The organism is Alkalinema pantanalense CENA528 (assembly GCF_050753345.1).
Classification (GTDB): domain Bacteria; phylum Cyanobacteriota; class Cyanobacteriia; order Leptolyngbyales; family Leptolyngbyaceae; genus Alkalinema; species Alkalinema pantanalense.
Genome location: NZ_JBLZFX010000009.1, coordinates 24,843 through 45,226 on the forward strand (window position 1 = coordinate 24,843; position 20,384 = coordinate 45,226).

Consider the following 20,384-nt stretch of genomic DNA (forward strand, 5'->3'; position numbering starts at 1 on the left):
AATTTGACTGAATCATCCTTGCCTCTATCTTACTAACTTTGGCAGAGGTAAGATTACTAGAATCTAATAAATCCATTATGTTTCTGGGATCTGCGCTGCCTCACTTTCTATCTTGAAACTATCTTGAAATTGTTGTGTGCATCAATAATCTGGGATCCAACGATATATCTAACACGGAGGAGCAGTGGTATTCCGGGAAGGGGCGTTACGGTTAACAGAGTGGTTTGGAATGATTCAATATTGGTCTTTGTAGGGCGTTATCTAACGCTGATTTTCATCACCCAGTGACTTGGCTCGATTGTACTGAACGAATTGCCAGTCAGTAGAAGACAGAACAAACCGTAGTTATTCTGGAATCAGAAACGTTAAACTGCAATGATGAGAGGCAACACGATTGTTTTCGGTAATTCCTCGGTAATTCCTCGGTGAGTCAGCCATTGGAGCACAATTATGCAAGATGGGTATAAGGAAGACCTAGCCTATATTCATGATGTTGGGCATAGTGATTATGCCCTCCAATCCGCTCCGGGAATCCTTGCCATTCTGGCTCAGTATGACATTCGAGAGGGGCTAGTTGTTGACTTAGGGTGTGGCAGTGGACTATCGGCACAGGAACTGACAAAAGCGGGTTATCAAGTGTTAGGTGTCGATCTGTCAGAGGCGTTGATCGAGATGGCGCGGTGCAGAGTCCCTACGGTGGAGTTTCGAGTGGAGTCTTTGTTTAAAACTGAACTTTCAACCTGTCATGCAGTTATTTCAATTGGTGAATGTCTCAATTATTTATGTGATCCGGATAGTGGTTGTTCAGCATTGGTCGAACTATTCGATCGAATATACAATGCTTTGATTCCCGGTGGAGTTTTTATTTTTGACATTGCGGAACCTGGGCAAGTCATGCAAGGGAGTACAACCAAAAGTTTTCGGGAGGGCAGAGATTGGATCGTATTAGTCGAGAAGGAAGAGGATCTGCGTCGATCGATCCTGACCCGGCGAATTACAACTTTACGCAAGGTAGACGAACATTACAGGCGGGAAGATGTTGTGCATCAAATGCGACTATATTCAGCGGTAGACGTCGCTCAGATGTTACGAAACGCAGGGTTTCGGATTCAAATCATCCATCAATACGGGGAGTTTGAATTACCGCCTGCCCATGTTGCGTTTATTGCCTGGAAATCCAATAAGTAGTATTAACTTCGATCGCGCCATAACGCATCGGCCACCCGCACCACATCATACATTTCCGCCACATCATGCACCCGCAAAATATCCGCTCCCTGGGCGATCGCCATACAGCACGTTGCCGCTGTTCCCCACACTCGCTGGGTCGGATCGGGCTGATCGAGAAGTTTCCCAATAAAACTCTTGCGGGACGTACCTATTAAAATTGGACAGCCTAGTTGTTTAAATGCACTGCCTTGACGCAATAATTCAAGATTCTGCTCGGTGGTTTTGGCAAAACCAATGCCCGGATCAATGCAAAGCAAATCACGGGCAATTCCCGCCGCGATCGCTGCCGTAATCCGCCCTTGGAGGAAACCAATAATCTCTGCAATCAAATCCTCATAATCCGTCAGTTGCTGCATCGTTTGGGGTGTTCCCCGTAGATGCATCAAAATCAAAGGCACGCCTAGGGCTGCGACGGTAGACAGCATCTGTTCATCAAACGTTGAGCCTGAAATATCATTAATAATATCTGCTCCGGCAGCGATTGCGGCTTTCGCTACGTCTGCTTTAGTGGTATCGATCGAAATGGGAATCCCATCAAATTGATGATTCGTTCGTAAGGCTTGTATGACTGGAATGACGCGATCGAGCTCTTCCGCTAAGCTAACATCCGCAGCATTGGGGCGAGTGGATTGCCCTCCGATATCTAAAATATCCACCCCATGATCCCGCATGTGTTGAGCTTGGGCGATTGCAGCATTAACGGTGGTGAATTTGCCTCCATCACTAAAACTATCTGGTGTTACATTCAACACACCCATTAAATAGGTTCGCTCACCCCAATTAAATTCCCGATCGCGCAGATGCCAAGCTTGCATAGAACTCATCCCAACAAAAGGTCATTCTTTCAGCAACAAAACCTTCTCTAGTGTAGAAGCAACTCACGCTTCATTTTCCCGCAAGACGCGATAGTGCAAAAACACTTCCTGTTCCACAGGTTTGACGGCTAATAACTTCAATCGGGGCGCTTGCTTGGCTAAAAAACCAGCCCCCGCCACCGGACTCGGCGCAGCCGTTCCCCCCAGAATCAATGGACAAACCGTTAACCACAATTCATTGACTAAATCCGCTGCAAACAAACTGCCCACCAATTCCCCGCCACCCAGAACCGCCAGCCGATCGATGCCCTCCTGCGAGAACTGTTGGAAAATGGTAAGCCAGTCCCACGGTTGATCGTTGGCTTGCGCGGGATCCTGCCGCTCCGGTACTATGACTACCCGATCGAAGGCAGAGTGATTTTGCCAAGCGATTGCCCCCCGCGCAGTCGTCAATAACCAGCGGGGAATCGGTTGTGAGAAAAATCGCCAGGTCGGATCAAAGACAGCCTGCCGGGAACAGACCATTTGGATCGGCTGCTCCGGTTTGCCCTGCGATAGTCGTTGTGCCTGCAAGTCGGGATGATGGACCGTCAGGGTTGTGCCATAGGCCCGCAGCGTCCCCGCGCCGAATAGCACGGCATCGGCCAGGGCCACCTGTTGTTGCAAATGCCATTGATCCTGTGGTGACCCAAAGCGGGCGGCGGTGCGATCGCGATCGGCAATTTTGCCATCAGCTGTCATGGCCAGCACAACAGTAGTCTTCATGTTCTGAATCACACCTCCCCGGCTAATCGTGCAACGTCTATCCAAGCGCCCGCCTGCTCCATCGATCGAGACAGTGCTTGTAATACCTGGATCAACTCTGCCCCCACCCATCCGCTGGAAATCGTAGAGGATTGATTCTGTTGTACACAGGCTAAGAAATGATCGCACACTCGCGCCAACGGTTCCTGCCCGATCGGTTCTAAAACGTCCCGTTGCTGATTCATGGGGACAAATCCCACGCCTTGCGCCTGCAATTCACCCCGGTAGATTGCTAAGGGATCCGCAGCTAGCTCATCAAACACGATCGTGCCCTGGCTTCCCACACAGGCCAAGCGCCGCTGTTTATCACTGTTCAACCAGGCCAAGTGGATGGTGGCCTGAAAGCCGCTGGGATACTGCACCGTCGCCCAAACAACATCCGCTAACCCAGTGGCAGTACTGTGGGGATTCGTGGCCTGGGGTTGCAGCCAGCCCTGGCCTCGAGCACTCACCCGGATGGGTTTTTCTCCGAGCCAGTGATTCAAAATTGCGAGATCGTGAATGGCCAGATCCCAGAGTGCATCTACATCCTGCCGCACTGGAGCCAAATGGGTTCGGGTGGCATAGCCGTAGCGCAAATCGCCGATTGCCTGCGCCTCCAGTGCCGCTTTTCCCCGCAATACCGCTGGATGAAAAAGATAGGTATGGTCAATCACCAGTTGCCGTTGCACCTTTTCCGCCAATTGACACAGTTCTAAGGCACTGCCTGAATCCAAGGTTAAGGGCTTCTCTGCCAAGACATGTAAGCCGGTCAAAAGTGCCTGCCGAACCATCGGGTAATGTGTTTCCGCAGGGGTCGCAATCACCACAGCGTCTAGATCCGGCAGTTCGATCGCCGCTTTCCAGTCCGTCAGTTGCTGGATTGATGCCTGCAACCCAAACTGTTGGGCCATGCGATCTAAGTTCGCTGGCAGGGGATCAACGATCGCCTGCACATTGGCTTGAGGGTGGGCTAAAAAATTGCGCAAAAGATGTTGGCCCCAGCGACCTAGGCCAAAAATTGCCACGTTGATTGGCTGCATAGGTTAGAACTCAATGGAAGAAGATGTCTCTTCAGCATTCCCCTGTGGGGGGTGAGGGGCACTTAATTGGACAAAGGCTATTTGCGCGGCAGCCTGTTCAGCGGCTTTGATCGATCGTCCCCGCCCGACACCTAAACACTGACCTTGTAGCCAAACTTCTGCTTCAAACCGTTCAGGATCGCCATGAACTGGGCGAATTTCACGACTGCGGTATTCGGGCAAAAGCTTTTGTTTCCCTTGAGTTAGGGTTTGTAGCGCTGCTTTGTAATTGTTGCGGGCAGGATCGGCCAAAATTTTCTCAGTGCTCTGCTGGAACAATGGATCTAGCCAAGGATGAATGAAGTCAAGATTCTGTGAACTGAGATAGAAGGCGGCCAGCACTGCTTCAAAACTATCAGCCAAGCGCGATTCTCTCCCATTGCTATCAGCAGCGGCACTCCCCCCCACAACTAGGTAACGCTCGAAATCATACTGGTCTGCAATGGCGGCCAAATTGCGATCGCTGACTAAAATCGATCGAATCGCCGTGAAATCGCCGACCTTTAAATGGGGATATTCTTTTAGCAAAAATGCCGCAGCAGCCAACTTGACCACCGCATCCCCCACAAATTCCAGTTGTTCATAGTTTGCAGTGGGTGAGGCGCTGGAATGGGTCAGTGCCAAATCTAGTAAATCCCACCGTAGCGCGAACTGCTCATCCAACCCTAAACGATGGACTAAGCTGACCAGTTGCTTTTGACGACGGGGATAGGGCAGGCTCATGGAGGGACGATCGCGCAGTATACCGCTTCTACCATCGCACGAAATCCTGACAAAACCCATCGATTTACCAGACTAGATCCACTAGACTTCCTGGTTAAGCAGACTGAAGCTTTTCATAAACTGTATGAATTTCTTGCAAAGTTAGATTACGACCTAACGGCGTCTGATGGGGATGCCCTTGGTGAAACAAGGTCTCCAAATTCAAAGTCGTAATCTGTAATTGCTCTGATGGGAAAATGATTGTAGTGGGGTCAAACCGACTGGGATGACCTTGCCGCCGCCGCACCATTTCTACGGTACTGGGTAAAACGCCGACCAACAGGGCTAAAACTTCCGTGGGTAAGCTCATGACGACTTGGCGACCAAAAAAGCCTTCTAGCCCCGCAAACAACCGCTCGACTCGACTGCCTGGATCGGGATGGTCAGCAATTTTGTGTAGCCAACGTCCCCATTGGATTCGTAAACCATAGGCTTTGCGACGAGCCTCCCAATCCTGCACGGGCACTAAATTCGGTGCACCGATCGCAATCACGGCCTGATAGGATTGCTCACCGGAACAAGCAACGGCTGCACCTGGGCCAGCAAATTCAGCATGAAATTCCTTGCACAGAATCAAGCCACTCCGTTTTTGCTCACCAACGGTCAGTAAAAAACCTGGGTTGCCTTCCGGAGTCACTTGGCTAGGGTTTAGGGTTAACAACGGGGTATTCACAAATTTACCCTATATGGAATTAGGTCGTTAACAGGTCAACTGCGAAGGTGAATGAAGAATTAACTCAGTGGCCCAATCAAAGTCTTTAAAAGACCAGAGAAATAGCCTCTCCAGCATCTCCATCCTAGGTTAGATTAGACACCCAACAGCGAATGCAAGCGGAGCTTTGCTGAATTTAAACATTACTCCAGCGTTTGTAAAGAAACCCCAAACCTTCCCCTGAGATTGAGCAAAGTTTGCTAATCATGGGAGTCCTTGGGGACTAAAAACTTGGCCTGAAACTGTGTCCTTGAAACCATAGTCCTCGAAACTGTGTCCTAGAAATACCTATGATTCCATGGGATACAGTCCTATCTGCTGTAATCCTAGGCGACAGACTGCTCTAGGCTAGGGGCAACCTTAACAAGAGGATTTAGAGCACCTCAACTTAGAGCACCTTAATTAAGGTGCTCTAAGCAAAGTCAGGAATTATAAGTGATCAATGAAAAAATAGGTATACCGACGATAACCAGAAGAGAAGGTAGATTGAGGAGATCTTCCTACACCTGACAAAAGACTTGAGAAAATCATAAACCTAGTGGTTGACAAAAAACAGTACTCTTTGAGATTTACACAAATCTACATATAACCTTAGAGAGATAACCTTAGAGCTCTATGCCATTCGATAGATACTGATCAATAAATTCTAGTCAATCAAAATACAGATAAACGCCCCATGAACTTTTCCTACGGATGATGGGGTACCGAAGAGACAGGGGGCTTAGAGACAGGGGGTTTAGAGACAGGGGTTAGAGACAGGGGTTAGAGACAGTGGGCGTAATGACAAGGAGCAGATACGATGCCTGAAGTGTGTTCTGCTGTAGGCTGCTTATCAATCAGTTCAGCAAAGGGCTGTAAGTCAGCCTGGAGACAAGTTAGCCTTAACAAGAAAAAACGGGTTCAAAAAAGAGAAGAGTCAGACATAAGCCGGGTTCTGTTCGCATCAGCAAGCTGACGCGGGCAGTTATCTATCTAGGACAGTTGTTTCCAACCGCCTCAAGCGGCACTCCGCAAAGTCGCCTCTGCGGAACGGAACCGGGAAAAGACCAACCTTGGTTCCATCGGCCTTGCTCCCTACCGGGGTTTACCGAGCCAGCACCTCACGATGCTGCTGGTGCGCTCTTACCGCACCTTTGCACCCTTACCTTTCAGATCCTAAATATTTAAGACCCTAGGGGCGGTATGTTTCTGTGGCACTATCCTCACGATCGCTCGCACTGGGCGTTACCCAGCAAGTCTGGTCTTTCGGGAGCCCGGACTTTCCTCAGAGGGAATCCCCTCCGCAACCGCCTCGCTGGCTCTTCTCTATTACTAGTGTATTACAGGGGCTACGGCTTCCCATCGCTTGATTAGCCTGAGGATTTGCCTGAACGCTGGGTTTGACGGCTTTTGGGGCTCGTTCGGAATTACTTTTTAGGATTCCAGGGCAATCCCGCTGTCCAATGCAACTTAGACATCGTGAACTTCATGGGTACGCGGGTACGGTAGCCTGTGACTGGGGTGTCATTATCTACAAACCGAAAGACGAGATCGAGGGAAAACTGAAGGGTGCGCTGGAGGGCAATGAATTCTAAATATCGGGTCAGGGGCGGCCCCGGTTTTCCTGGTTTACTTAAGTCAATTAAGGTTTTGGCGATTTCCATTTCGCCATTGTCCCCTTTGCGCTTCAGCATATCTTCAGCGACGATTTTTTCCTTCAGGGTAGTGCCAGGGGCGATCGCGCTGAAGGCTTGGTCTTGGAACAGGTCGAGGGTTGTTCCTGGGGTTAGGCGAGTGACGCGGCGAGCTTTGCCATCTAGGTCAGTAATAGAGCTATAGTCCCAATCAACATAGATGGGGTACTCGTTGGATTTGTTTTTAATCGAAATGGCCAGTTCCTTCAACTTATCGAATTCGTAGCGACCATCGAAGTTGAAGCTAATTTCAACCCAATCCTTGAGCTTCATTTTGTTGAGCCATTCTTCTAACTCACCTTTTTCTAGCTTGATTGTGAATTCATCATTAAATGAGTTGATGATCTGGTAGAGCACGTAGGTGACACACAGAAAGTAGATGGTGAGTAATAGAAGATCTGTGCTGGTCATGTAGACACATCAAGGAATCAACATTCCCCTTATACCATTGGTTTTCTAGATTGAACTGGTATTTTGTTGAGGTTGGGCTGAACAGCACTAGAAAGCATAAAAAATCAGGGATCCGATCGGATCCCCTGTTGCCCCAATATACTCAATCAAGATGGAATCAAGATTGATTAGGACATCACCCAGTTCACCAGCAGCCGCACACCATAACCCGTTGCCCCCACGCCGTTATAGCCATTTTCCTTATCGGCCCAAACGGGGCCAGCCACATCCAAGTGCGCCCAGGGTGTGTCTTTGACGAATTGCTTCAGGAAGACAGACGCGCTGATGGCCCCCCCGGCTCGGGCTCCGGTGTTTTTCATATCCGCTAAGGGGGACTTCATGCTGTCGAAGTAAGATTCTTCCATGGGCATGCGCCACAGCTTTTCACCCGCCGTTTCGGATGCTGACAGCAGGGCATTGGCAAGGTCGTCATTGGGACTCCACAGACCTGCAATGTCGTTCCCCAGAGCGATTACACAGGCTCCAGTCAGGGTAGCGAGATCAACGATCGCATCCACGCCCAGTTTTTCGGTATAGACCAAAGCGTCAGCCAGGGTGAGCCGACCTTCGGCGTCGGTGTTGTTGATTTCGATCGTTTTCCCATTGGAAGCAGTGAGGATGTCACCGGGGTGGATGGCTTTGCCACTGACCATGTTTTCCGTGACGGCGCTGATGAAGTGTACTTCCACGTCGGGTTTGAGTTCACCGATCGCTTTGGCAGCTCCAAAGGTAGCTCCGGCTCCGCCCATGTCGGTTTTCATCATTTCGATCGAGGCTGCTCCCACTTTCAGGTTCAAGCCACCGGAGTCAAAGGTTAAGCCTTTGCCGACGATCGCGACTTTTTTGCGGGGGGTTCCAGCGGGTTTGTAGACCAAGTGGATGAATTTGGGGGGAATGTCTGAGGCTTGGGCGACGCCAAGGAAGGCTCCCATACCTAGTTTTTCGCAGTCTGCTTGCTCCAGAATGGTCAATTCCATGCCGTAGGTTTTAGCCAAATCCTGGGCCATTTCCGCCATGGTGATGGGGGTGACGTAGTTAGCCGGAGCTGCCACCAATTCGCGGGTTAGGAAGATCCCGGAACAGATTTTTTGGGCGGTTTCGATCGCGACTTCTTGACCAGCTAGGCCAATGAGTTCGACCGTTTCAATTTGGCCATTTTCGTCTTTTTCCGACTTAAAGCGCAGATCTTTATAAAGAGCAAGTTCGACGCCCTCAGTGATGGCTTGGGCGACATTGCTGGCATCCAAGTTTCCCGTCGGTAGGGCAATCCCCAGGGTTTTGCATTTTTCGCGGCGGGCGGTTTTTGCGATCGTGGCAGCGGCGCGACGCATGTGATCCAGTTTGAGTTGATCAGCTTTGCCCAGGCCCACCAAAATCAGTTTCTTAAAGGTGCTACCCACCACACGGGTTGTTACAGTACTGCCGGGTTTGCCTTTAAATTCTGCATCGGCAATGACTTCTTTAATCAAGCCGGAAAGGGTGTCATCTAGAACTGCGAGATCTCCGCTGAGTTCGAGTTGGTTGTCAAAGAGGCCGATCGCGAGTCCGTCACCGGAAAAGTCGGTTAACGCGATCGCTGAACCTTGTACCTTCATGCGCATTCCCTTCTTTCATGGAGTCTAACAATGTTTTTCCATTGTAGAGGGCGAAGGAGATGTGGGTGTGACAGGGCGATCGAGGTTTATTAAGAGTTCGCAGTGAACAATTTGGTGATGATGGGATTGTGGCAGGATACAAGGCGTGGGATTGACGAATTTCTTGCTGTGTTTGCTTGGAGTCTCGCGATTAGTCAAGCACGCCAAGCCATCTGAGGCTGATTAATATGACACCTACTACGGTGAGGAAACCGAAGAACCAGAACGTATGACGAGTGATGCTTTCAGGTAGAAAGGTGTCGAAAGCATAGCCTTTTTCGGCTCCGTAGCGCACTGCGAGGGCCGTTAATGGGCATTTCATCCCATTACCGAAGAAAACCAGAGTTTCGATCGTCAGCAGCGCTAGTGAAATCCAAAGCCAGATTCCGGTATAACCTGTGATTCCTGAGTACAGCAGAATGCCGATCGCCATGACCATAATGATGTAGATCACGGTATGGATGGTGCGTACTAAAGCTAAAGCTTGAGCGTTCGTCATTTAATATCAGCACCTTTAGCGAGAAGACCATCTGATCACGACCCAGTACATAACATTGCCCTGCACTTAGGTTGGTCTTTTGTATAGTTTTACTAAAAAATATACAATCAGTCTGTACTTCCATATTGATAGATGTATCAACAATTCTGTTTGACTAAGTAACTAATTTAACAATCTTAATATCATTCTCAATACTGTAAATTCTGCTTACCAGAACTAGAGAGACATCTGATTGACTGAACCGCATCTACATCATCCGTCGAGCAATCACAGCATAGAAGGGATCACCACTGGCAAAACCCATCATTTGTAGAATTGCAGGAGCCTGCGATCGGTAGGCAATCACTTCCGGAGTGCTGAAACGAGGAATTGCTGCAAAATAGGACTTGACGAGTTCTACCCGATCGCCCTCAGACCCATCTCGCCAAGCCGCGATCGCCTTTTGATAAAACATGCGATTGGAAAAGCTGACAATGCAAAGTCCATTCGGTTTGAGAACGCGATAGATCTCAGTAAAAATGGCTTCGGGATATTGCAAATACTGCACTGACACAGTACACAGCACTGCATCAAATGATTGATCCGCAAGGGGGAGTTGTAGATCAACGTTGAGATTTTGCACAAAATAATGATTGAACCGAGGATTTTTTTGCAGCTCTTCTGGATTCAATCCGTGGCCTTCAACGTGGGAGAATTCCATTTCCTCCGGCAAGTGCGAAACCCAACTGCTCATCAAGTCCAAGACCCGCATTCCCGGTTGTAGGCGATCGCGATACAGATCTGTCAATTGTTGGATAAAACCGTCATCTACATGGGTGACAAACCGAGGATAGTCGTAAAACAAACGATCGTCGGAGGCATCGAGCTTGGTACGTTGTTCAGGCCGAAGTTGCATAACGCTGGATCCAACTGTGAGACTAGGGAACTTACTAAACCGAGCGCAATCGTCATCAGCAAGTATAAAGTTATGTTAACTGACCTTAGCCTAGACTGCCTATCGATGCAGCCTGAACCAGTTTTGCAGTTGCTCTCGGCAAGATTGCTCCAAAATGCCACTGATCACCGTGAGCCGATGGTTAGAAGCCGGACCATCGGGAATATTCAGCACACTGCGCACAGCCCCCGCTTTTAAATCATCAGCTCCATAAACTAACTGCCCCAATCGTGCCAACCCGATCGCCCCTGCACACATGGGACAGGGCTCCAAAGTGACATAGAGCGTGCAGTCATTCAAATGCCAGTTACGGCGAACTTTTCCCGCTTGTCGGAGTGCCAAAATTTCCGCATGGGCCGTCGGATCGTGATCCCGTTCCCGACGATTACTGGCTTCGGCTAAGACGTTTCCTGAGCGATCGACAATAATCGCACCCACGGGGATATCACCCGCTGTCCCCGCTGCTTCTGCCAGTTCTAATGCTCGTAGCATCCAGCGGCGATGGTGAAGATATTCAGGATGATCGATCGGTGGCGGAAAAATTGAATAGGGCACCGTCAAATGTTGACAATGTTGAGTGAACAATCCCAGGTTTAATTTAAGATCTCCGTTGGGATCATTGCAAGCATAATGAATTTACGATCGCGATCTTCAGTCCTTTCTGAATTTTAATTTCCCTAGCAAGTTGACAACCATGCCTAGCCCTGAGCTACAAAAATTGGCACAGTATCTCCTTGGTGAGTTTGATAATCGTGAACAAGCGATCGCTGATCCGATTTGGTATGTCCATCTGCGACTATGGCACCGTCTCACACCTCTATTTAGTGAAGATAGCATCACAATTTTTGCTGAACAAGCCAATATTCTTCAGCTTGATCACCCTTACCGCCAACGCCTTCTTCGGCTACAGAGCCCGCCAAACGGATATGGGCGTGACGGCCAAAATAGTCAGATTCAAGTGCAATATTATGGCTTTAAAAATCCGAGTCGATTCCAAGGCGCAGGACAGAACCCAACAAAACTCCAGGACATAACATCCGACGATGTTGAGTTCCTTCCGGGATGCGCCTTGGAGGTTCAACCAAAAAACATCATAGAAAGCTCTGGGATAGAACGCCCTGGCTATGCCGCGATCGCGCCAGAAGGTTCCTGTTGTCAGTTTTCTTACTTAGATCGCGGAGAACGAAAAACTGGCCACGTGGCCTTAGGGTTTTGGGTCGCTGAATCTTTTTTTTACAGTTACGATGAGGGACTTTCTCCAGAGACTGGAGAACCCATTTGGGGGGCACTCATGGGGCCTTACCAGTTTCAGAGACGCTAAAATTGAACGTTAGAAATTGCGATCGGCGATGGTAGAAAACACTTATCAATAACCATGACGCTAATCATGAAGGATGTACCGAAATCTATTGACGATTTCTGATTTACAATTCTTTGATAACTAGAAAACATTAATCCAGTTATGTATCTGTTGCTAAAGCGAGTTACCTGATGCTTCTTTAGGCAACTCCTCTGGGTACTCCTTCTAAGGCTTCTTCCTCAGTCTCAAAAATTTCGAATACTGAATCCATCATCGTTACCTCGAAAACCAAGCGAGCTTCGGGATGGACGTTACAAATTCTGAAACTGCCCCGTACCTTGTCCGCATCTCGCATTCCTGCAACCAAGGAGGTTAGACCGGAACTGTCAATAAAATTGACTTGTCCCAGATTGACAACAACATGATGACTTTGCTTAGAAATGCACTCTTGCAAAGTTAGACGAAATTGCCATGCAGTCGTAATGTCCAGCCGACCAACAGGTGTCAGGACAATTACGCTATTCCCATCACGGGTTGTATGAACTCTCTGCTCCATGTGTATTGACCTCTGATCTACGTCAATCACTGCTTTCCCCTGAGATTTAATGACACTGGTATAACTCAGTTATGCCCAAAAAGTGCTGTGCCTAAACAGAAACCCTAGATTCTCCCATTAGTTCAATGCTGAGTCATTCTCTAAAATTCCTCATAATTAGGACTGTTTGAGTACTACAGCGCTGACTAGGCTAAGTTATAGCCCAATGTGTTGAGTAAGGCGGGATCGTTAGCAGCTAACCTTACCGGTCATTATCTAGAAAACCAAAACAGCCTGAGGAGATCCCAAGCTGTCTCACCGATCAATGACTGAGTGTAGCCTTAGGTGAACCTAAGAAGCAACTGGCATGGGATCACTCGGATAGAAATGGGGGGGGCAGTCGGGAGTGATCCACCCATTTTAATTACTTGAACCCTAAATCGATTGGGATAGGGGCCAGTTGATCCAGTCTTGGGGTTTTAGGAAGATGTCATATAACCGAGCTTCGGGGGTTCCAGGCTCTGGGGCATAACTATATTCCCAGCGCACCAAGGGTGGCAATGACATCAAAATGGATTCCGTCCGTCCATTAGTTTGTAGGCCGAAAATCGTACCGCGATCGTAGACTAAGTTGAATTCTACATAGCGCCCCCGACGGTACAGTTGGAACTGCCGTTCCCGATCTCCGTACTCCGTATTCTGTCGCTTCTCAATGATGGGCACATAAGCAGGTAAAAAGGCATTTCCGCAAGCCTGCACGAACGAGAACAGGCTTTCCCAGGTTCGACCTTCCACAGCCCCGACCCGATCGCTATACTGGGCCGCAAGGGTATCCATTTGAGAACCTGGATAGGAAATGGGATAAAGTACACCCGTGGGATCCTGATAGTCGAAGAAAATTCCGCCTACACCCCGAGTTTCCTGGCGATGCTTCAGGTAGAAATACTCATCGCACCAGAGCTTAAAGGTGTTGTAATACTCCGGATGATGCTGATCGCAAGCAGACTTTAAAGTTTGGTGGAAATGCACCACGTCTTCTTCAAAGGGATAGTAAGGGGTTAGGTCGATGCCACCACCAAACCACCAAACCGGGCCTGCCTCGAAATAGCGATAGTTCAAATGCACTGTTGGGATGTAGGGATTTTTGGGGTGCAACACCATGGAAGTTCCCGTGGCATAGAACTCATGGCCCTGTGCCTCAGGCCGCTGAACCAAGATGGACGGCGGTAAATCCTTCCCCCAAACCTCAGAAAAGTTGACGCCACCTTGCTCAAAGACGTTACCGTCGCGAATCACCCGCGATCGTCCGCCGCCACCCTCTGGACGCTCCCAACTGTCTTGGCGGAAATGACTTAATCCGTCCGCCTCTTCCAATCCCTTGCAAATACTATCTTGCAGAGACTTCATCCACTGGCTCACCCGCTCACGGGAATCCGACGGTGGCATGTTATCAAGTTGGGGTTTGGAAGGGGTAGAGAATGCAGTCATAGGAGTCTTCGAGAGTGTGATAGATAGTTTTATGCTGGCGACAGAAAAACAACGACCTCTGCCAATCCTTTCTGGCAATCACTAATGTTGCCCAAGAGGGGCTAGCTCGAGGTAGCTTAACTCTGCTCAGTGCAACAAGCTGCAAGGGGTCTAACGTGAGCACTCATGACAGCGGTCGATCGTCTGTAACGACCTCAAAATAGACTACCGTGTATCGTTAACCACACCAATGGCAATCCTAAATTCGATGTCGTGAAACCTCTTCTCAGCAAGGGTTTGAGCCTTTGTTAAATTGTTTGAATCCTGCTTAACCAACCTTTGCATTGGGGAAGAGAACCTTGCAGGTCTCGTCAACAGGTAAGATTAATAAGGTAGATTTTTTAACATTTAGTAACGCTCGTCCTAGGCGATCGCCCCACCTAATTATTTGGTTATGACCCTGAGTGTAGAGTCTGTTTTAGAAGTCCTTAAACCTGTTCAAGACCCTGAACTGCGTAAAAGTTTAGTGGAACTGAACATGATTCGTAATGTTCAGGTGGCGGGAGGTCAGGTTTGCTTCACCCTGGTGTTGACCACGCCCTCCTGCCCCCTGCGGCAGTTTATTGTGGAAGATTGCGAAAAAGCGGTGCGGACGCTACCCGGGGTAGAAACCGTTGAAGTTGAAGTTACCGCAGAGACGCCCAAGCAAAAGAGTGCACCGGGTCGATCGGATGTGCCAGGGGTGAAAAATATTTTGGCAGTCTCCAGCGGCAAAGGAGGGGTGGGCAAGAGTACCGTTGCGGTGAACCTAGCCGTTGCCCTTGCCCAAGCGGGATCTAAAGTTGGACTGATTGACGCTGACATCTATGGCCCCAATGCTCCTACTATGCTGGGCTTAGCCGACGCCAAGGTGATGGTGCGTCAAGGGGAAACGGGTGAAGTGATTGAGCCCGCCTTTAACCATGGAGTCAAGTTGGTTTCCATGGGATTTTTGATTGATCCCGATCAGCCCGTGATTTGGCGGGGCCCGATGATTGACAGCATGGTGCGGAATTTCCTCTACCAAGTGGACTGGGGAGAACTGGACTATCTGATTGTCGATATGCCTCCCGGTACTGGCGATGCCCAACTGACGATGGCTCAACGGGTTCCCATGGCTGGTGTGGTAATTGTGACCACGCCGCAAACCGTTTCGTTGATTGATGCCCGTCGTGGGCTCAAGATGTTCCAGCAACTGGGCGTTCCGGTTTTAGGTCTGGTTGAAAACATGAGTTATTTTGTGCCGCCCGATTTGCCCGATCGCCAGTACGACATTTTTGGTTCGGATGGGGGCAAAAAGGCTGCGAAAGAATTAGATGTGCCGTTGTTAGGGTGTGTCCCGATCGAGATTCCGTTGCGGGAAGGGGGCGATCGTGGCTTACCGATCGTCCTTGCTGAGCCGACTTCAGCGTCAGCCAAAGCTCTCCGGGAAATTGCCCAAACGGTTGCGGCGAAGGTTTCGGTGGCTGCACTTGTCTAAGGAGCGAGATTGCCCATGTTTCAAAAAAGTCTGCCAAGAATTCACTGGCGATCGTTCATTCAGCCCTGGGAAGGGATGGATTGGTGGCTGTTTGCAGGCACAGTGGCACTGATGGTGCTAGGCGGCATCATGATTTACAGTGTGGAACACAAACAAGCGGTAACAGACTGGAGTCGCCATTGGATTACAGGTGGCGTGGGGATCTTTCTCGCACTTTTAATTGCTCGAGCTCGTTATGAAGTGCTGTTACAGTGGCGCTGGTTAGTCTACGGAATCACGTTGTTGGGTTTGCTTGCGGTGATGTTTTTCGGAACCGAAGGTCTCGGAGCCCAGCGATGGATTCCCATTGGCCCCTTCTACTTACAACCCTCTGAGTTTGCCAAACTCGGGGTAATCATCACCATTGCATCCCTACTCCATGAACGACCTGCTTCCACCTTTCCGGCCTTCCTCAGGGTGTTGGGGGTGGTTGCGGTGCCGTGGTTATTGATTTTTTTGGAGCCTAACTTAGGGACATCTTTGGTGTTTGGGGCGATTACCCTAGGCATGCTGTACTGGGGTAATGCAAATCCTGGCTGGTTGATTTTGATGCTGTCACCTGCCTTCTCAGCGATTATCTTGGGTTCTGCCCCCAATCTGATGAAAAATATTCAGCCTGCCCTGGAACCCTTCGGCATTGGGATTTGGTTGATTTGGATTCTACTAGTAGGGATTATTGCCTTTCGTAGCCTGCCTTGGAAGCGGTGGGGCACCTTGACCGCATTGGTTGCCAATCTAATCTCCGGAGGACTGTTTCGCTTCCTTTGGGAGAATGTCCTGCGAGAGTACCAAAAGGATCGGTTGACAGCCTTTATGCATCCGGAGTCCGATCCCCTGGGAAGTGGCTACCACCTAATCCAATCGAGAATCGCGATCGGGGCGGGCGAGCTATGGGGACGGGGGCTGTATAAAGGCACCCAAACCCAGTTGAACTTTATTCCGGAGCAGCATACGGACTTTATTTTCACGGCGATCGGTGAAGAACTGGGCTTTATTGGTTGCATTGCAGTTCTCGCAACCTTTTTACTGATTTGTTTTCGGCTGTTAATTATTGCGCAAAATGCTAAGGATGACTTTGGCTCACTGATTGCAGTGGGCGTCTTTTCCATGTGGGTGTTCCAGACATTTGTCAACATTGGGATGACGATTAACCTGTCACCTGTGACGGGCATTCCGCTGCCCTTCTTGAGCTACGGCAATGCTGCTTTGTTGATGAATTTTTTGGCGGTGGGAGTGGTATCTTCGGTCGCCAACCATCGGCAACGCCTACGATTTTAGGCAGGATTAAAGAGGCCAGACGACAGTCCTGAGGACTGTCTATCGATCTCAGAGGAAATTTCACTGGAATTTTCTGGGTTGTTTGTTTTTCTAGCCCGCCGAAACGCTAGGATTCCCGGTAAACTGAAATCTGAAGTACTGATGAATCAGCCCTATGATTTTTCCGGGTTCTGTGGTTCGTGTAACCAATGTGGATGATACCTACTACGGGTTTCAAGGTCTTGTGCAACGGGTCACTGATGGCAAAGTGGCTGTGCTCTTTGAAGGGGGGAACTGGGATAAAATCATTACCTTCCGATTGACCGAGCTAGAAGCTGTAGAAATGGGTGGCAAGAAGAAAGGGAAGTAAGTTGAATGCGACTGCCCCTCCCCCAGTTTGATACCAGTGCTCGATCGCCTCACCATTTTGCGGAGGTGATCGAGACTGCTACAACCGAATTTTTGGCCCAGTGTTTAGAGCCAGACGAGTTGGGTTTTCCGGCAATGCCCCCCTTTGGCAGTTGGGTCAAGGCGAAGGATGAAGAGTCGGGGAATACCATCTATGCAGTGGTCTACCATGCGACCACCAGCCCGATCGACTCTGTGCACCGGGCGCGGGCCTTGGGTTTATCGCTGGCAGAACTGCGGGAACAACAGCCGCAAATTTTTGCCATGCTGAAGACGGAATTTCGGGCCGCGATCGCGGGATTTCAGCCCGCTCGCAAGGGAGCCCCTGCATACCATCATTTGCCGCCGCGCCCACCCCAGATTCATCAGGCCGTCTACAGTTGTCCTGTGGATGAAGTAATTGCTTTTACAGAGCAGTTAGACTTTTTGCGGACGTTGTTACAGGTGACGGGGGCACCCGTGGACTCCTTAGTTGCAGCGACCTTGAGAGAAATTTATCAACTGCGTAAAGCCGATCGGGCTTGGTTAGTACAGGCAGGACGAACCCTCAGTGTCTTGCTGAAAGATGATTACGATCGCCTCCGAGTGATCCTCAGCCAAATTTATGTGAACTAATTTGCACCGTCAGAAACCATCAAGAGACAGACCTTTTAGCTAATAAGCGGATGGCCTGACGCTCCCCTAATCTCACCGGACTCCTGATTGTGTGGATCCTTATTTTAAGTAGTGGCTTGGCGTTTTATCTGGCATGGAATTTAGGCGCGAATGATGTCGCCAATTCTATGGGAACTTCTGTGGGGTCTAAGGCAATTACTCTGCGCCAAGCGCTGGTCATTGCCGGAATTTTAGAATTTGTGGGAGCTGTTCTCTTTGGTCGTGGGGTTTCACAAAAATTAGCCACGGGGGTCGTGAATCCCAGTTTATTTCTCGATCGCCCCGACTGGTTGCTCTGGGGAATGGTCGCCGTTTTGATCACCACGAGTCTTTGGCTAAATCTGGCAACGTATCTGGGTTTACCCGTTTCTTCATCCCATGCCACAGTCGGCGCGATCGCGGGCATGGGTTGGATAGCTTGGGGATTCTCAGCTGTTAACTGGAAATCGATCGGCACCATTTCGCTCAGTTGGATTGCTACCCCTGTTCTCAGTGGTTGCCTTGCTGCCCTACTCTACAGCCTATTGCGCTTTTGGATTTTCGACCGTCCTAATCCTGATCGGCATTTACAGGAATGGATTCCCTGGTTAGCGGTTCTCCTGACAGGAACCTTTGGGGTGATTGTCTTGCCGACCGTGGTTACGTCAATGGTTGCATTACCGAGTTTGCGGGAAATTTCGTTGCCACCCTATACGATCTCCCTCGGTATCGGGAGCCTTGCTGCGATCATCATTACCTTTGCGCTCTGGGGATCGATCAGCGCTAGCGCTGATCTAGGATTACTTCGCTTCCAACTGGAAACTGTTTTTGCACGGTTTCAGTTGCTGAGTGCTTGCTGTGTGGCGTTTGCCCATGGATCTAATGACGTTGGCAATGCGATCGCGCCTTTTGCAGCTATTCTGTCCATTGACAAAACTCACCAAGTTCCGCTGGCGGATTTGACGATTCCTCTATGGGTGCTGGCTTGGGGCGGTTTAGGGATTGTGACGGGTCTAGCTCTGTGGGGACATAAAGTGATGGCCACGATCGGTGAAGGGATCATTCCGCTACAACCCAGTGGAGGCTTTTGTGCAGAGTTGGCAACGGCAATGACGATTTTGTGTGCCTCCCGCTTGGGTTTACCCGTTTCGACTTCCCACGCGCTGGTGGGGGCTGTGGTGGGTATTGGCTGTGTGCAAAATTGGCGATCGATTCAGCTATCGACCCTCCGTTCGATCGGATTAAGTTGGGTGGCAACCATTCCGATCGCGGTGCTTTTGGGCGCTGGAAGCTTTTATGTGATCCGGATATTGATGCCGATCGTTGGAAATGGAATGTCATAGCCTCAGATTGGGTACCCTTAGGGAAAATCTTCTACAAAAAATAGAGGCTATTCCCCGTCTACTGTGCCGTAAGTTGCCAAGCTTGTGCTGTCAGCGTCCTATCCTGAAAATCCTATGAATCCTGTGATTGATTTTCCAACGATGCCCCCAGTGGATGCCAACGATGCGTCGCTCCCCAAGACGCAAGCTACGTTTTATCGCTTGCTCCATCAATGGCGAACTGTAGATCCTGAGGCTCGATCGACGGTGGAGCAAACCCTGTGGACCATTTTTGGGCAAACCCAAGCCATCATGATTTTGGATATGTCAGGCTTTTCCAAAACGGCCAATACGCAGGGAATCCTGCCAGCCCTGTCTAGGATTCAGCATATGAATACAATCGCAGTGCCCCAGTTAGAAGCTCAAGGGGGACAGGTGATTAAATCTGAGGCCGATAATATTTTTGCTATTTTCCCGACTGTTGATGCAGCCGTTGCCGCTTCGTTCAACACATTTAAATCAGTACAGGCGGAAGGACTCAATGTTGCGATCGGAATTGGCTACGGATCCATTTTTGTAATTGAGGATCCTGTACAAAAAGATTTTTTTGGAGATGAGGTTAACCTAGCCTCCAAATTGGGAGAAGATACCGCTGAAGGGGGTGAACTGATGATCACTGAAGCTGCCTATCAGCAACTACAAACCCCGGATCACCGCTGGGCTGAGTTCCATCTAGGCATTTCCGGTATTCAAATGGTGGCCTACCAGTATCAGTTCGAGGAATCTGACTTATCGGCCTGAGCGATGCGATGGCAACGATTTCACGTTTGTTACCCCGCATACTTTTTCCACAGCCTCGGGGTCAATTGACTGACTATCCCAACGGGCACTTCTGCCAATGCCCTGAAGCTCCAAAACTTGTCCAGTCATGTTTTTGCAGTTGACCTGTAAAGGCATAAACTTCCGCACCCCGAAGCAAGCAGTCCCGCCCGATTGTCCCGCTGTGACTGTAATCGTCGTGACTCGTTCGTTACCTCGTTCGTAAACATCTTCAGGATCCATATAGTAACCACAGGCTCCCCGTATATCCATCAGATGGACGCTGTACTTAGTATTGAAATAATCGTAAATAATCGCTGGTGCTAGCTGTGTTGCTTGGGCTGGGGCTACTTTAGTGAGCTGAATCATCCCCGTCAAGATTGCGGGTGATAGCCATAAAATTTGAAAAACCTGAACGGTGGTTACCAACGAGAACGATCGTTGAGAACCTTGGGAACTTAGATTCAGCATTTCTTCTCCATTACCTTTCATGCCATATCGATCGCTGCAT

Annotated in this window: 21 protein-coding genes and 1 other RNA gene; 8 read left to right on the forward strand and 14 right to left on the reverse strand. The window is 49.5% G+C overall.

Annotated elements, in window-relative coordinates:
• The first annotated feature begins 450 nt into the window (after nucleotides 1–450).
• Nucleotides 451–1,188, forward strand: a complete 738-nt coding sequence (locus ACN4EG_RS04895; protein ID WP_431628099.1) for a class I SAM-dependent methyltransferase — start codon at nucleotides 451–453, stop codon at nucleotides 1,186–1,188.
• Nucleotides 1,189–1,190: 2 nt separating this feature from the next.
• Here ACN4EG_RS04895 and folP read toward each other — a convergent pair whose 3' ends face one another.
• The 11 genes from folP to tadA form a co-directional block, all read right to left on the reverse strand.
• On the reverse strand, nucleotides 1,191–2,045 hold the full coding sequence (folP, locus tag ACN4EG_RS04900) for a dihydropteroate synthase (protein WP_431628100.1): 855 nt from the start codon (nucleotides 2,043–2,045) through the stop codon (nucleotides 1,191–1,193).
• 63 nt (nucleotides 2,046–2,108) lie between these two features.
• Nucleotides 2,109–2,810: a RibD family protein gene (locus tag ACN4EG_RS04905; RefSeq protein ID WP_431628102.1), complete on the reverse strand. Its 702-nt coding sequence runs from the start codon at nucleotides 2,808–2,810 to the stop codon at nucleotides 2,109–2,111.
• Nucleotides 2,811–2,818: 8 nt separating this feature from the next.
• Nucleotides 2,819–3,871 carry a Gfo/Idh/MocA family protein gene (locus tag ACN4EG_RS04910; RefSeq protein ID WP_431628103.1) on the reverse strand — a complete coding sequence of 351 codons (1,053 nt, stop codon included), beginning with the start codon at nucleotides 3,869–3,871 and terminating at the stop codon, nucleotides 2,819–2,821.
• 3 nt (nucleotides 3,872–3,874) lie between these two features.
• Nucleotides 3,875–4,633 carry a ribonuclease III gene (gene rnc / locus ACN4EG_RS04915; RefSeq protein ID WP_431628105.1) on the reverse strand — a complete coding sequence of 253 codons (759 nt, stop codon included), beginning with the start codon at nucleotides 4,631–4,633 and terminating at the stop codon, nucleotides 3,875–3,877.
• A 94-nt stretch (nucleotides 4,634–4,727) separates the two neighbouring features.
• Nucleotides 4,728–5,345 carry a hypothetical protein gene (locus ACN4EG_RS04920; RefSeq protein ID WP_431628106.1) on the reverse strand — a complete coding sequence of 206 codons (618 nt, stop codon included), beginning with the start codon at nucleotides 5,343–5,345 and terminating at the stop codon, nucleotides 4,728–4,730.
• A 947-nt stretch (nucleotides 5,346–6,292) separates the two neighbouring features.
• Nucleotides 6,293–6,686, reverse strand: an RNA gene (gene rnpB / locus ACN4EG_RS04925) — RNase P RNA component class A.
• Between the two features lie 104 nt (nucleotides 6,687–6,790).
• Nucleotides 6,791–7,468, reverse strand: a complete 678-nt coding sequence (locus ACN4EG_RS04930) for a hypothetical protein (protein ID WP_431628108.1) — start codon at nucleotides 7,466–7,468, stop codon at nucleotides 6,791–6,793.
• Nucleotides 7,469–7,635: 167 nt separating this feature from the next.
• Nucleotides 7,636–9,102 (reverse strand): leucyl aminopeptidase, encoded by a 1,467-nt coding sequence (locus ACN4EG_RS04935; RefSeq protein ID WP_431628109.1) that lies wholly within the window; start codon nucleotides 9,100–9,102, stop codon nucleotides 7,636–7,638.
• 190 nt (nucleotides 9,103–9,292) lie between these two features.
• Nucleotides 9,293–9,640, reverse strand: coding sequence for a hypothetical protein (locus ACN4EG_RS04940; protein ID WP_431628110.1), 348 nt, complete (start codon nucleotides 9,638–9,640; stop codon nucleotides 9,293–9,295).
• Between the two features lie 247 nt (nucleotides 9,641–9,887).
• On the reverse strand, nucleotides 9,888–10,535 hold the full coding sequence (locus tag ACN4EG_RS04945; protein WP_431628111.1) for a class I SAM-dependent methyltransferase: 648 nt from the start codon (nucleotides 10,533–10,535) through the stop codon (nucleotides 9,888–9,890).
• Between the two features lie 99 nt (nucleotides 10,536–10,634).
• Nucleotides 10,635–11,129 carry a tRNA adenosine(34) deaminase TadA gene (gene tadA / locus ACN4EG_RS04950; protein ID WP_431628112.1) on the reverse strand — a complete coding sequence of 165 codons (495 nt, stop codon included), beginning with the start codon at nucleotides 11,127–11,129 and terminating at the stop codon, nucleotides 10,635–10,637.
• A 139-nt stretch (nucleotides 11,130–11,268) separates the two neighbouring features.
• On the opposite strand from tadA, the gene ACN4EG_RS04955 reads away from it, so the two are divergent.
• Nucleotides 11,269–11,895 carry a chromophore lyase CpcT/CpeT gene (locus ACN4EG_RS04955; RefSeq protein WP_431628114.1) on the forward strand — a complete coding sequence of 209 codons (627 nt, stop codon included), beginning with the start codon at nucleotides 11,269–11,271 and terminating at the stop codon, nucleotides 11,893–11,895.
• 178 nt (nucleotides 11,896–12,073) lie between these two features.
• Here ACN4EG_RS04955 and ACN4EG_RS04960 read toward each other — a convergent pair whose 3' ends face one another.
• Both ACN4EG_RS04960 and hemF read right to left on the reverse strand, forming a co-directional pair.
• Nucleotides 12,074–12,430 (reverse strand): STAS domain-containing protein, encoded by a 357-nt coding sequence (locus ACN4EG_RS04960; protein WP_190569370.1) that lies wholly within the window; start codon nucleotides 12,428–12,430, stop codon nucleotides 12,074–12,076.
• Between the two features lie 414 nt (nucleotides 12,431–12,844).
• Nucleotides 12,845–13,897, reverse strand: a complete 1,053-nt coding sequence (gene hemF, locus ACN4EG_RS04965; protein ID WP_431628115.1) for an oxygen-dependent coproporphyrinogen oxidase — start codon at nucleotides 13,895–13,897, stop codon at nucleotides 12,845–12,847.
• 433 nt (nucleotides 13,898–14,330) lie between these two features.
• Here hemF and ACN4EG_RS04970 point away from each other — a divergent pair, with 433 nt between their 5' ends.
• From ACN4EG_RS04970 to ACN4EG_RS04995, 6 genes are all read left to right on the forward strand, one after another.
• Complete coding sequence (locus ACN4EG_RS04970; protein WP_431628116.1) at nucleotides 14,331–15,395, forward strand: Mrp/NBP35 family ATP-binding protein; 1,065 nt, start codon at nucleotides 14,331–14,333, stop codon at nucleotides 15,393–15,395.
• Nucleotides 15,396–15,410: 15 nt separating this feature from the next.
• Nucleotides 15,411–16,712: a rod shape-determining protein RodA gene (rodA, locus tag ACN4EG_RS04975; protein ID WP_431628117.1), complete on the forward strand. Its 1,302-nt coding sequence runs from the start codon at nucleotides 15,411–15,413 to the stop codon at nucleotides 16,710–16,712.
• 154 nt (nucleotides 16,713–16,866) lie between these two features.
• Complete coding sequence (locus ACN4EG_RS04980) at nucleotides 16,867–17,061, forward strand: NAD(P)H dehydrogenase subunit NdhS (protein ID WP_431628118.1); 195 nt, start codon at nucleotides 16,867–16,869, stop codon at nucleotides 17,059–17,061.
• 5 nt (nucleotides 17,062–17,066) lie between these two features.
• Complete coding sequence (locus ACN4EG_RS04985; RefSeq protein ID WP_431628119.1) at nucleotides 17,067–17,714, forward strand: HAS-barrel domain-containing protein; 648 nt, start codon at nucleotides 17,067–17,069, stop codon at nucleotides 17,712–17,714.
• An 89-nt stretch (nucleotides 17,715–17,803) separates the two neighbouring features.
• Nucleotides 17,804–19,075: an inorganic phosphate transporter gene (locus ACN4EG_RS04990; RefSeq protein ID WP_431628120.1), complete on the forward strand. Its 1,272-nt coding sequence runs from the start codon at nucleotides 17,804–17,806 to the stop codon at nucleotides 19,073–19,075.
• 114 nt (nucleotides 19,076–19,189) lie between these two features.
• Entirely contained in the window at nucleotides 19,190–19,855 is a 666-nt protein-coding gene (locus ACN4EG_RS04995) for an adenylate/guanylate cyclase domain-containing protein (protein WP_431628121.1), read from the forward strand.
• Here ACN4EG_RS04995 and ACN4EG_RS05000 read toward each other — a convergent pair.
• Nucleotides 19,844–20,344: a hypothetical protein gene (locus ACN4EG_RS05000; RefSeq protein ID WP_431628122.1), complete on the reverse strand. Its 501-nt coding sequence runs from the start codon at nucleotides 20,342–20,344 to the stop codon at nucleotides 19,844–19,846. The two genes, ACN4EG_RS04995 and ACN4EG_RS05000, sit on opposite strands and share 12 nt — an antisense overlap.
• Nucleotides 20,345–20,384: the final 40 nt, after the last annotated feature.